The following is a 13,469-nucleotide window of genomic DNA, read 5'->3' on the forward strand; positions in this document are numbered from 1 at the left end:
TATTATAAATTACCCCTTAACTCCTGTTCATGCTCTATCGCTTCGAACAAGGCTTTAAAATTACCTGCTCCAAATGATTTGGCCCCTTTACGCTGGATGATCTCGAAAAACACAGTGGGCCTGTCTTCTACCGGTTTGGTAAATATCTGTAACAGGTAACCTTCATCATCCCTATCCACTAAAATACCGAGCCGTTTCAACGGCTCTACATCCTCGTCTATTTTACCGACGCGAGATTCCAGTTCATCGTAATAGGTTGTGGGCACACTTAAAAACTCGATACCACGGCTTTGCAGATCGGTTACGGTTTTAACAATATCGTGAGTTGCAAGTGCTAAATGTTGTACACCTTCGCCTTCGTAAAACTCCAGGTACTCCTCTATCTGGCTTTTCTTTTTACCCTCGGCCGGCTCGTTGATCGGGAACTTTACGTAGCCGTTACCGTTACTCATTACCTTGCTCATCAGCGCCGAATACTCGGTAGATATCATTTTATCATCAAACGTGAGAATATTACGAAAACCCATGATCTCCTCATAAAAATTAACCCACTCGTTCATTTTATGCCAACCAACGTTGCCTACGCAATGGTCAACATAAAGCAAGCCGGTATCGGTTGGGTTGTAGTGGGATGTGATGGGTATATATCCCGGAAGAAAAGTTCCCGTATAATTTTTACGTTCGATGAAGAGGTGCACGGTTTCGCCGTAAAGGCAAATACCGCTGGTGCGCACTTCGCCATGCTCATCGCTGATGGTGGTGGGTTGCTGGTAAGGTGTTGCGCCGCGTTTGGTGGTTTGCTCAAAGGCATCGTATGCGTCATCAACCCAAAGGGCGAGGATTTTCACACCGTCGCCGTGCTTTTTAATGTGTTCGGCAATGGGATGCTCTGAATGCAGGGGGGTGGTTAATACCAAACGAATTTTACCTTGTTGTAATACGTATGATGCACGGTCGCGCACACCGGTTTCGGGCCCGGCGTAAGCGAGGCTTTGAAAACCGAAGGCCGTTTTATAATAATGGGCGGCCTGCTTTGCATTGCCTACGTAAAACTCAACGTAGTCGGTGCCGTTAAGGGGAAGGAAATCGGCTGAGCTTGTTTTATTTTGAAGAATTTGTGTTTCCATGGGGTTGTGTTGGAAAGTTGTAAAGTTTGAATGTTGTAATGTTCCTTTAAAGTTTGAATGTTAAAAAGGTTGAAAAGTTGTAAGGTTTGACTTATGTGATGCTGCTTTGGCTTAATAACATTCCAACCTTACAACAACTTTCTACATCCAGCTTTTGTAATAACTGCCATCCTCAATCGCCAAAGCATCCTCGGTCAGCATCAGCGGATGGAAGGGATCTATCATCACGGCCAGTTCTTCGGTCTTCTCCTTCCCTATTGATTTTTCGACCGTGCCGGGGTGTGGGCCATGTGGTATGCCACCGGGATGCAGGGTTATTTGCCCTTTTACCACGCTTTTGCGGCTCATAAAATCACCGTCTACGTAGTAAAGTACCTCGTCGCTATCCACATTGCTGTGGTTATACGGGGCCGGGATAGAATCGGGGTGATAATCGTACTTACGGGGCACAAAGGAGCATATCACAAAATTATTGCCCTCAAAGGTTTGATGCACGGGCGGCGGTTGGTGCACACGGCCGGTAATAGGCTCAAAATCATGTATAGAAAAAGCCCATGGGTAATGGAAGCCATCCCAGCCCACAAAATCGAATGGATGTGTGCCGTAAATGTATGGGTATATTAAGCCTTGTTTTTTGATTAGGATCTTGAAATCGCCATGCTCATCGTGGGTTTGCAGATCGGTCGGGCGGCGGATATCGCGCTCGCAGTATGGCGAATGCTCCATCAGTTGCCCGTAGGTATTGCGGTAGCGTTTGGGTGAGCGTATCGGGCTAAAACTTTCTACAATGAACAGGCGGTTATCTTCGGTATCAAACTCCATTTGGTAAATGGTGCCGCGGGGTATCACTAAATAATCGCCGTAAGCAAATTTGATATTGCCAAAGCCGGTTTTTAACGTACCCGAGCCTATGTGGATAAACACCACTTCGTCGGCCTGCGCGTTTTTAAAAAAGTAATCCGTCATGCTTTTGAGTGGCGCGGCGAGCGAGATGTGCAAGTCCTGGTTAACCAGAACGGGTTTTCGGCTTTGCAGGTAATCGTCTTCGGGCTTGATATTGAAGCCAATAAGGCTGGTATGTTTAAGGTGCTTGGCGCGGGCTATTTTGGGTTCTACTGGGTATGGTTCGCCCAATTCTTTAACCAGTGTTGGCGGATAGCAATGGTACACTAAAGAGTACAGGCTCGAAAAGCCCTCGGTGGATACCAATTCTTCGGCGTAAAGCTGGCCATCCGGTTTTCTAAAAACGGTGTGCCGCTTATGCGGGATGTTACCTAAAGTGTGGTATATAGGCATAGTATAAATAATGGTGTAATAAAAATGCTGTAATTATCCTTTGACAGGACAGATAGAAAGAGGAAAAGTTTTAGCGGGAATACTGCGCGAAAACGATTTTAGACAGCATGGCGAAGCGGAAGGATAATTCCACATCATTTGATATGATCACTTGCTTTAAGTATTGGTACTTATTGGCGTTCATAATAGTTATACAACAAATTTATGCTATAAAAGTTTATGATGCAAGTATAAAATTTTGCTAAGATTAATATTGGCGAAATTTGTGGATAAGGGTGGGGATTTGATAATTTGGGGGAAAATGCGTATATTGTAGTGTTTAGTTAGAAAGATGGGAGAAGGGAACAGTTAGGTGAAATATTTCTTACTTTATCCCCCCTGCTCATTTTAAACCGCAATTATTTATGGACTTGAAAGCTGAAAAAGTATTAAAACTCAATTTTAAAAACACTTCTAAAAATACGCTCCATATAGTTTTAGAGCCAGGGGCTTATGTTGAAAGTGTTCCTGTTAATGAAACTTTAACAATAACTATAAATACTAATTCGTCTGAGAATTTAGTTGATTTATATGATGTCGAATACGGGGACCAACTGTTGACGATTTTCTTCGAATATCCTTTTAAGATTGGTTCTTGTAACGTAACTATTGAAATGAAAAATGAGGTGATTTATAAATATGATTTGCCAGGCAAAGACAGTTAACGTTGCTGAAAACAAATGGGAGTTGAAATATTTCTTACTTTATCCCCCCTGCCTTGAAGTTAAACCCTCGCAAAGACGCTAAGTCGCAAAGTTTTTTTCTTAGCGTCTTCGCGACTTTGCGTGACGTTTACTAATGATATAGTAATGTCATTAGTTCTTTGAAAATACCCACTTTTACCCCCCCTGTCCATTACTCATTTGCACATACGCACATTTGCACATACATTTGAATTAACCAATTCTGACCCATTTATGAAATTAGTATCGTACAAAACCGAAGACGATGAGCACCTTGGCGTGTTTGTGAACGGACATATTTATAACCTGCACTCCTGCAATAAGCTTATTCCGGATAATATGAAGGAGTTTCTGGAAGGCAACGAGGAAATTATGCTGCTGGCCAAAAAGGTACATCACGATATTAATTACGGTAAGATAACTGCCCGCGAAGAGATATTTTACGAGGTGATAGCACCGGTACCGCATCCTGCTTCTTGTCGCGATGGGTATGCCTTCAGGCAGCACGTAGCGGCGGCAAGGCGCAACCGTAAAGTGGACATGATCGCAGAGTTTGATCAGTACCCGATCTTCTATTTCACTAACCATAACAGCATACAAGGCCCCGGCGAAATTGAATGCATGCCCGATCATTTTGAAAAGCTCGACTTTGAGTTGGAAGTAGCTGTTGTGCTCAACAAAAAAGGCCGAAACATTAAAGCCGCCGATGCCGACGATTACATTGCGGGCTTTATGATTATGAACGATATGAGTGCCCGCACCCTGCAACTGGAAGAAATGCTGCTTAACCTTGGCCCTGCAAAAGGAAAAGATTTTTCGACCGTAATTGGCCCCTGGCTGGTTACGCCTGATGAACTGGAACCGTTGCGGGTTGAACCTAAACCGGGACATATCGGCCACGCCTACGACCTGAAGATGAAGTGCCGGGTAAACGGTATAGAGGTATCTAACGGCACCATGGCTGATATGGATTGGACCTTTGCCGAACTGATAGAACGCTGCTCATACGGTTGCGATGTGCTGCCCGGTGATGTGATAGGTTCGGGAACAGTTGGTACGGGTTGTTTTTTAGAACTAAATGGTACCGGCTTGCTTGCCGACCCTGATTATCCTGTTCAATGGTTAAAAGAAGGCGATGTAATTGATATGGAAATAACAGGACTTGGTATATTAAGCAATACCATCCACAAGGCAAAAACAGATTGGTCTATACTGGCACAAAAAAAGAAGTAAAATATGCTCACACTGAACGTTAAAGACCTTAGCACGCCCGATCTGCATAATTACCTTCAACATGCTATAGCGCCGCGGCCCATTTGTTTCGCGTCAACTATTGATGGCGGCGGCAGGGTAAACCTGAGCCCGTTCAGCTTTTTTAATATGTTTAGCAGTAACCCGCCGGTATGCGTTTTTTCGCCCTCGCGCCGAACGCGTGATAATACAACCAAACATACTTTACAGAATATATATGAAGTACCCGAAGTAGTGATCAATATGGTTAATTATGCCATGGTACAGCAAACATCATTAGCCAGTGTAGAGTATCCGAAGGGTGTTAACGAGTTTATCAAGGCGGGCCTTACCCAGTTACCATCTCAATTAATAAAGCCACCACGCGTAGCCGAAGCACCCATACAATTGGAGTGTGTAGTGAATGATGTGATTGCTTTAGGTGGTAAAGGCGGCGCAGGCAACCTGGTAATGGCCGAAATAAAGCTGATACACATCAGCGAAAGCATATTGAACGAAAACCGCACAATTGACCAGTTAAAAACCGATTTTGTGGCCCGCATGGGAGGCGATTGGTATTGCCGCGCCAATAAAGATAATATGTTTAAAGTGCCTAAGCCAAATACAGAAATAGGTATGGGGATAGATGCTTTGCCACATCATATCCGCAACTCAAAAATACTTACAGGTAATAACCTGGGGCAGTTAGGCAACCTGGCCGGTTTACCTGATGGTGCAAGCGTTAAAGCTTATCGCGATAAGCATATGGGCAAAATACCTGTACTTGCCGATAGTTTACACTTTGCCGCGCAAGAGATGCTGAATACAGGCAATACAGCCGAAGCCCTGTTGCTTTTATTAACGCAGGAAAAATAGATCTTACCCCGCCGATTCGTTAGTGCTATCAGCTACTTTTTTGATAACCGCATCTAAATCAAGGGTTGTTAGCTTAATATATTCAAATAACTGGCGGTGCAGTTCGTCCTTAATTTCGCCGGGCTCAATTAACTGTATGAGGCCTAAAATAGTAGCTACAGGTTTGCGTAATTCATGCGAGTTGATATCAGCTATTTGCTGCAGCCGCTTGTTTTGTTCTAATATCTTTATCTCCTGTGCTTTTAGCGATGTAATATCCTGCAAAGCACCCACTATCCTGATGGCCTTGTGGTCGGCATCGCGTATCATATAGCCCCTGTCCATAACATAAGCATAGCTACCATCGGCCTTTAAATATTGATACTGCTCCTGCCAAAACTGCCGTTCAGGGTTTTCCATTGCCGTGCTCAGGGTTGCTATTACACGTTCAGCATCATTATGGTGCACCCTGTTTTGCCACAGCGAAAAATTCTGGCTTACCTCGCCCGACTCGGCCGGATAGCCAAAAATGGTTTCGTAGCCTTTGCCCCAATACAATTCGTTCTTTGTAATATCCCAATCCCAAATGGCATCAAAAGTAGCTTTGGTTACATACTCAAAGCGTTCGTTAAGATTGGCCAGTTCAATATTCTGGTTAAGGATAAACTCCTGATGCTCAATAATAGACCGTGCATTTTCTTCGGCTGATATTTTTTCGAAAGCATAGTTTTTACGGGTATAACGGATGGTAAAGTAAATGATAGCTGTAACAAAAAAATAGCCTGATCCGGTATCAATATATCTGTCGGCCTGGTTTTGATAATAAGATACAAATAAGCGCGGGTATTGAAACTGGAAAAACAGTAAAACAGCCACCACTAAAAAATTAACGATAACCAAAAGGCGCTGCCTGCGCGCAGGCGATATGGCTATAACCAGCAATACATGTGTTGCTGAGTATATAAGTGTGGGGCCGTTTATACCCGAACTGATAAAAAAATGACTAATAACCAGGCAGTTACCTGCTATTGAAAACAACAATACATTGCCTCCTAACTGCCTGTTAATACGTGAGATATATAAAAGATAGATATTGATGAACAAAAAGGTAAAGGCAAGTATTGAGCCCTCTGTTGAACCGATATGGTATTTAAACCAAATATTGTACGATAAAGCTAAGGCCGTAATAACAAGAACAGCATGGTAAATACGAAACTCAAGAGGAAACTCTTCGCGGTTACCAATAATTCTTAACCATAGATCGTAAAAACGGTGAAATAATTTCAATTTTAATCAATAAAGAGGCGAAAGGTTTAAAATTACCATTTCAAACCTTATAAAGCTATGCAATTATTTTATTTTTTATTGATATTAACGAAAATAAATACCGTATTACTTAACAAACTTTAACCACCTCGATAGCAAGCAAAGAGCCTAATTTCTCAATTTTTGAGCCGATATGACCCACCCCAACGGCACAATGATGAGCAGGGCCCTGCGCGTTCCAATTATTAACGAAAGCACGCGCTCCTATCGGGAATTTATAGCGGCTATTGGTATTGCCTATCTCTAATATGGGCCCCGCAACAGATTCACCCTCGGCAACCAATAGCATAAGTTTATTGCCTTTCTCAACAACCGAAAGCAAGGTTACTGCGCCATTCTTTACAGACATTTCTACAGATAATCCGCCACCTACTTTACCATGATAAACATATAGCGGGCGCACTTTGGTTTTACCTTCGGCAATGGCAATATGGCCAGGGCCATCATGTCCCATCAATACTACATCTTCATTAAAATCCATAGCATAGTACTCGGTAAATGAGCCACCTGCTCCAAAGCTGTCCATTATTTTCATAGCCTGGGCATTTTTTATTTCGTACTCGCCAGCTACAGGGATACCGCGTGCGGTTAATAAGGAGTTGCCTAATATGATAGAGCTTATGGTATCCTCGTTATCAAAATTGCCGGTACCCTTATAAAAATAAGCCATTGAACCCAGCTTATATTGCTCGACCAGTTTATCCAGTGCTATTGATGTTGAGGCTGCACGTTCCAGTTCTGCAATTGAACAATCAGCCTGTACATCAAATGCATCGTAAAACAATTTTATCCTTTCGGCAACCGCACCTTTAGATACCTGCTTTCTCATCGCGGCAAGCTCATCAACTTCCAGCAGTTCAATATGCCCGCCAAAAGTTGCGTATTGCAGGGTAAGGTCGCTGTAAATATCGAGCATACCGCTATAGTAATGGCCCATGCACCCCATGCGGTTGTAAGCCATAATATGAGCCACTTTTGCTGCATCAAGCCATTCGTCAACCTCATCCCAACATTCAGGGTCGTTATTCAACATTCCCGTTATCTGGTGAAATTTAATACCGGTACGGTTAAATACATTAGCTATTTCGGGCACGGGGCAAGCAGAGCAAAAGGCCAGCCATTCGCCCGTCATTTTAGTACGGTTAGCCATGTTATTGAACGTTGTGTAATCAATAGCCGCTTCGGGAGCCAGATTTAAGATGATAACCGGTACTTTAGCACGCTGCACAACAGGTAAAACGGTTGACGACAATGCGTAGGTTGATACATACAGGAACAGGATATCTACATCTTCAGTGCGGAATTTGCGGCCTGCTTCAAATGCTTTTTCAGGATTATCTATCAATCCTAAATTAATAACCTCATTACCAGGTTTACTTAGTTTTTGATGTACTATGCTAAGATAACCTTCAAGACGTTCTTTTAAACCTTCAAACTGGGGCCAGTAAGCATCTAAGCCTATCCCGAATAAACCTACTTTTAATTGCGACATGTGTTATAATTGATTGATGTAAAATTAGTGCATAAAATAAGTCACAACTGTCATTGCCTCACCTGCTTTTGGTGAAATATTTTATTTTAGTGATATGAAAGTTAAACCCGGCACCCTGCCCTTCGGCAAATTATCCCAACCCGCGCAAAGGGCATTGGCCAATGCCGGAATCGTATTGGTTGATGACCTGACGAAAATAACTGAAGCAGAGCTAATAAAATTACATGGAATTGGTAAAAATGGCTTGCAAACCTTAAAAACCATTATGGCCGAAAAAGACATAACATTTAAGGCATAAAAAAAGCGCCCGAAACACGGGCGCTTTAAATTACAAACCTTTGGCTTTCAACATGGGTTTAATATCCGGATCATGACCGCGGAAAGCTTTGAATATCTGGGCAAGGTCTTTTGTGTTACCTTGAGATAAGATCATATCGCGGAAACGCTGACCATTCTCACGTGTTAAGCCCCCATGCTCTTCAAACCATGAATAAGCATCTTCTTCCAGCATTTTTGTCCAGGTATAGGCGTAATAGCCCGATGCATAACCATTGGCCCAAATGTGCAGGAAATAGCTTGACCGGTAACGCGAAGGCACTTCGGGCAAAGAAAGTCCGGTGCGTTGCAATGCCGCTGTTTCATATTTATCAGCATCTTGCAGCGGGTCGGCAGCTTTTAGCTCATGCCATTGGATATCCAGATCAGACGCTGCCAACACCTCGGTAAAAGCGTAACCCTGGTTAAAGGTAGCAGCCTTTTTTATCTTATCTAATAAAGCCTGCGGCATTGGTTTTCCGGTTTGGTAATGCACGGCATAGTGATTGAATATCTTCGGATCGGATGCCCAATGCTCGTTGAATTGTGACGGGAACTCCACAAAATCGCGGGCTACGTTGGTGCCCGATAAACTTGGGTATTGTTGGTTAGCAAAAAAACCATGTAAGCCGTGGCCAAACTCGTGGAACATGGTTACAGCATCGTCAAAGCTGATGAGTGCCGGTTGGCCCGGGGCAGGTTTGGTAAAGTTGCAGATGTTATAGATAACGGGTTTTTGGCCCAGTAATTTAGATTGGTTTACGATATTGCTCATCCATGCACCACCCGATTTGTTATCGCGTTTCCAATAATCGCAATAAAATAAACCTATTTGGCTGCCATCTTTATCCATCACATCAAAAACTCGTACGTCTTTATCCCAAACGGGCAGGTCTTTGCGTTCTTTAAAATTTAAGCCATACAATTGGTTAGCGGCATAAAATACACCATTCTCTAATACCTTACTGATCTCGAAATATGGTTTAACCTGGCTCTCGTCCAGATCGTATTTAGCTTTACGCACTTGTTCCGAATAAAAGTTCCAATCCCATGGCTGTACTTTAAAATCACCCTTTTGCGCATCTATTACTTTTTGTATATCGGCAGCTTCGGCTTTGGCTTTGGCGGTTGCAGCAGGCACCAATTTTTTTAAAAAGTCATCAACCGCTTGTGGTGTTTTAGCCATTTGGTTTTGCAGCGCCCATGCCGAGTAATTAGGGTAACCTAACAATTTTGCCTTTTGGGCACGCAATTGTGCAATACGGGTAATGGTAGCACGGGTATCGTTGGTATCACTTTTTTCGGCACGATTATATGATGCCTCGAACAATTTTTGGCGCGTAGCCCTGTTAGTTAAAAATTGCAGGTTAGGCTGCTGGGTAGTGTTTTGTAAGGATATGATCCATTTACCATTAAGCCCTTTAGCTTTGGCAGCCTGCGCGGCGGCATCCATGGTTCCTTTTGGTAAACCTGCCAATTCAGTCGAATCGCTGATGATGAGAGCGCCTGCCTTTGTTGCACCTAATAACTGGTTAGTAAATTTAGCGCTCAATGAAGCCTCTTCGCCATTTAGCTTTTTTAACGCGGCCTTATCATCTTCGTTTAGTTTAGCGCCGGCCATTACAAAAGTTTGGTAATAATACTCTACCAAACGGTCTGATTCGGGATCAAGTTTTAACTGCTCTTTTTGCTGGCAAATGGCATCAACACGTTTAAACAGTTTTGTATTGAGAAAGATGGCATCCGTATTGGCAGCCAGTTTTGGTGCTTCTTCTTCCTGCACTTTTTGCAGCGTTGGATTAGTATTGGCACCAGTAAGTAAATTAAAAACACCGTTTACACGATTAAGCAGTTCGCCGGTTTTTTCCATCGCCACCAAAGTATTCTCAAAAGTTGGAGCATCGGGATTATCGGCAATTTTTTGAATTTCGGCAAGTTGGCGCTTCATGCCTTCTTCCATGGCGGGTTTAAAATCGCCGTCTTTTATTTTGGTAAAATCGGGCGCCTCAAAAGGCAGCGTACTTTTTACAAGGAATGGGTTGTTGGTTAGCGAATCGGCACCAGTGGAGGTGCTTTTGTTACCGCTATTACACGAGCTTATTATTGCAGCCATAGCAATACATGATAGAACAGATAAAGATTTCATATCTGATAATTTAGTTAAATGAAGTTTCAGTTAATAGGTGTAAAAATCGAAGTTAGCGAATAAATTATCAATGTTGGTAATAAACAAGTTACCAATGTACTCAATATTATATTTTACATTTGTTCTACCTATCACCTATACTTTTTCAAATCTTATTGCAAAATCATTATTATGCGATTTAATATTTACATAAAGTTGGTGCTCTGTGGTATGGCTTCTGTTTTAATAAATGGCCCGGCAGCGCAAGCCCAAAACAAACCCGAACCTGTAAAATTATCATGGCTAAATACTGCCCCAACAAAGCCAACAGGAGTAAGCTGGGGAGTACCCTTCCCGCAAGGTGCATTAAAAACTCGTGAGCGTTTTATATTAACCGCTACTGATGGTAAAGTAACAGCCGTACAGGCATGGCCCTTAGCCTATTGGCCCGATGGATCCATTAAATGGAATGCTTTTGCCACCGTTGCCGATTCATCTTTAAAAGGTGCTACACTTTCCATAGCGCCCCCGGTTAACAGGCAAACACTGGAATCGCAACCATCAATGATCAAAAGTATAGCGGGCAATAACATCCATGTAAGTGCGGGCAGCCTGGAATGTGATATTGCCAAAACCGGCAATGTGCTGATACCATCAATAACTATTGCAGGGAAAGTGGTAGCAACCAATGGCATACTGGAATGCATTATGCAAAACAAGCCTGATGCTGATATTGAAAACACCGCTGTTAAGCAAAAGCTCATCAGCAAAATAAAAACGGTAATGTTTGAGCAGAGCGGCCCGATACGCACTACCATACGTATTGAAGGCAGCTTCACCAACGAGCAGGGAACCCTGAGCACCATGCCTTTTATTGTGCGTTTGTATTTTTATGAAGGCACGCAGAGTATCCGCGTGGTGCATACTATTATTTATAATGGCGACCAATACAAGGATTTTATTAAGGGTTTGGGCCTCACATTTACTGTTCCTTTCCGGGAAGAGTTACAAAACCGACATTTGCGCTTTAGCGGCGAAGGCGATGGTATCTGGGCCGAACCTGTACAACCACTGAACGGCAGGCGACCAAGCCAATACTCATACGAGCAAGCAGCAGGCAAGCCTATACCCAACGTAAAAGATGCTCCCGATCAAAAGGCCTTATACGATAATATGGCCAGTTGGAACGACTATAAACTGGTACAAGGCAGCGCTGATGGTTTCAACATTCAAAAACGTACAAACGGCGCAAGCAGCTACCTTGATGTAATTGGTGGCAAGCGGGCAACAGGCCTTGCTTTTGTTGGGGATGTAAGCGGCGGGCTGGCCTTATCGCTTAAAAACTTCTGGCAATCTTACCCTGCAGCTTTGGAAGTTACGGGCGCGCATACAAAAGAAGCTAAGATAAAACTGTGGATGTGGTCGCCGTATAATGATGCGATGGACCTGCGCCATTATGATACTACTGCGCACGATCTGAATATAACCTATGAGGATGTGCAGCCCGGCTACAGCACCCCATACGGTGTGGCCCGCACCAGCGAGATCATGATCAGTCCGTATGGCGGCATGCCCACCAACCAGCAATTAGCTAATGATGTGGCCATCACAAATAATACAACCCTGTTGGTATCAACACCGCAATACCTGCACCAGGTTGGTGCATTGGGAATATGGAGCCTGCCCGACAGATCGACCAAAGGAAAGGCCTGGATAGAAGACCAACTGGATAAAGCCATTACCTTTTACCAGCAGGAAATTGACCACCGCGAGTGGTACGGCTTTTGGAACTATGGCGATGTGATGCACTCGTATGATGCAGCGCGCCATTCGTGGAAATATGATATGGGCGGTTTTGCCTGGGATAACACCGAGCTATCTACCGATATATGGCTTTGGTATAGTTACCTGCGCACCGGAAGGGCCGATATATTTAAAATGGCCGAAGCCATGACCCGACATACCAGCGAGGTTGATTGCTACCATTTAGGCCCGATGGCTGGTTTAGGATCGCGCCATAATGTGAACCATTGGGGCGATGGATCGAAAGAGGTACGCGAAAGCCAGGCTGTACTGCGCCGTTACTATTACTATCTCACCACAGATGAACGTACAGGCGACATGATGCATGAAACGGCCATGAACGCCGATAGCGGCCTTGCGCATGTTGATCCTTTGCGGGAACTGTTGCCTAAAAGCCAGTACCCTACCCATGCGCGCTTTGGCCCTGATTGGGTAGCTTTGGTTGGTAACTGGATGACCGAGTGGGAACGCACAGGCGATATTAAATGGAAGAACAAAATATTGGTTGGTGTGAACGATTTTGCTAAAATGCCATATGGTTTTTACTCGGCCAAAGGCAGGGATGCGGGTATGGGTTATGACCCTAAAACCAACCACATGTACCAGCTTGATCAGAAAGATATAGGTTTTCTAGCCCTCGCTACAATGATGGGCGGCATGGAAATGGCATGGGAGCTTACACCCATACTAAACAACAAAGACTGGAACAGGCTTTACCTGCAATATACATCACTGTATGGCGCACCGCTTGAAGATGTACAGGCCGCCTTTGGCCCTGATGTGAAGGCGCAGTTAGGTATACCCCAATCGGACTTTGCACGGGAGCCTGCGTATGCATACTATCTAACCAAAGACCCTAAGTTTGCGACACGTGCCTGGGATACATTTTTGCAAACCCAGCAAGCCGGTCGTGGTGGTGGCGGTGCGGGTACAGCTCCGGCAGGTGCCAGGGGCGCAGGCCGTAACGGCGGCCCTGTACGTGTACCCGGTGCCGGTAAGTTCGATTCGCAGGTACTGAACGGTCCTTTGGTAATTAAACCGCTGAACGAGATCAGGAATCTATCAACCAATAGTACATCGCAATGGTGTTTGAACGCTATTGAATTGCTGCAACTGGTAGGTGATAAAATACCTGAGCATAACGCAGCCTGGGATAAGTAGGCGAACCATATCCAACC

At 44.0% G+C, this 13,469-nt stretch carries 10 protein-coding genes; 5 read left to right on the forward strand and 5 right to left on the reverse strand.

Translation table 11 applies throughout. The annotated features are described in order from the left end of the window. Positions 1-2: 2 nt before the first annotated feature. Both hppD and KXQ82_RS09860 read right to left on the reverse strand, forming a co-directional pair. Positions 3-1,127 (reverse strand): 4-hydroxyphenylpyruvate dioxygenase, encoded by a 1,125-nt coding sequence (gene hppD, locus KXQ82_RS09855; protein WP_219488041.1) that lies wholly within the window; start codon positions 1,125-1,127, stop codon positions 3-5. A 141-nt stretch (positions 1,128-1,268) separates the two neighbouring features. Continuing rightward, the gene (locus KXQ82_RS09860) at positions 1,269-2,423 is read right to left on the reverse strand and encodes a homogentisate 1,2-dioxygenase (protein ID WP_219488043.1); all 1,155 of its coding nucleotides are present in this window, start codon (positions 2,421-2,423) and stop codon (positions 1,269-1,271) included. Between the two features lie 404 nt (positions 2,424-2,827). On the opposite strand from KXQ82_RS09860, the gene KXQ82_RS09865 reads away from it, so the two are divergent. The 3 genes from KXQ82_RS09865 (at position 2,828) to KXQ82_RS09875 (ending at position 5,251) form a co-directional block, all read left to right on the forward strand. After that, complete coding sequence (locus tag KXQ82_RS09865) at positions 2,828-3,127, forward strand: hypothetical protein (RefSeq protein WP_219488045.1); 300 nt, start codon at positions 2,828-2,830, stop codon at positions 3,125-3,127. Positions 3,128-3,379: 252 nt separating this feature from the next. Further along, positions 3,380-4,378 (forward strand): fumarylacetoacetate hydrolase family protein, encoded by a 999-nt coding sequence (locus KXQ82_RS09870; protein ID WP_219488046.1) that lies wholly within the window; start codon positions 3,380-3,382, stop codon positions 4,376-4,378. 3 nt (positions 4,379-4,381) lie between these two features. Then, entirely contained in the window at positions 4,382-5,251 is an 870-nt protein-coding gene (locus KXQ82_RS09875; protein WP_219488047.1) for a flavin reductase family protein, read from the forward strand. A 3-nt stretch (positions 5,252-5,254) separates the two neighbouring features. On the opposite strand, the gene KXQ82_RS09880 is transcribed toward KXQ82_RS09875, so the two are convergent. Then, a complete protein-coding gene (locus KXQ82_RS09880) occupies positions 5,255-6,517 on the reverse strand; it encodes a PAS domain-containing protein (protein WP_219488049.1) in 1,263 nt (420 codons plus the stop codon). Positions 6,518-6,626: 109 nt separating this feature from the next. Then, positions 6,627-8,048 carry an arabinose isomerase gene (locus KXQ82_RS09885; RefSeq protein WP_219488050.1) on the reverse strand — a complete coding sequence of 474 codons (1,422 nt, stop codon included), beginning with the start codon at positions 8,046-8,048 and terminating at the stop codon, positions 6,627-6,629. 94 nt (positions 8,049-8,142) lie between these two features. Here KXQ82_RS09885 and KXQ82_RS09890 point away from each other — a divergent pair, with 94 nt between their 5' ends. Further along, positions 8,143-8,346 carry a DNA-directed RNA polymerase subunit alpha C-terminal domain-containing protein gene (locus KXQ82_RS09890; protein ID WP_219488052.1) on the forward strand — a complete coding sequence of 68 codons (204 nt, stop codon included), beginning with the start codon at positions 8,143-8,145 and terminating at the stop codon, positions 8,344-8,346. Positions 8,347-8,376: 30 nt separating this feature from the next. Here KXQ82_RS09890 and dcp read toward each other — a convergent pair whose 3' ends face one another. Next, complete coding sequence (gene dcp / locus KXQ82_RS09895) at positions 8,377-10,509, reverse strand: peptidyl-dipeptidase Dcp (RefSeq protein ID WP_219488053.1); 2,133 nt, start codon at positions 10,507-10,509, stop codon at positions 8,377-8,379. Between the two features lie 171 nt (positions 10,510-10,680). Between dcp and KXQ82_RS09900 the strand changes: the two genes are divergently transcribed. Further along, positions 10,681-13,452: an exo-rhamnogalacturonan lyase family protein gene (locus tag KXQ82_RS09900; RefSeq protein ID WP_219488055.1), complete on the forward strand. Its 2,772-nt coding sequence runs from the start codon at positions 10,681-10,683 to the stop codon at positions 13,450-13,452. Positions 13,453-13,469 lie beyond the last annotated feature (17 nt).

The sequence above is a fragment of the Mucilaginibacter rivuli genome (genome assembly GCF_019391655.1).
GTDB lineage: Bacteria > Bacteroidota > Bacteroidia > Sphingobacteriales > Sphingobacteriaceae > Mucilaginibacter > Mucilaginibacter rivuli.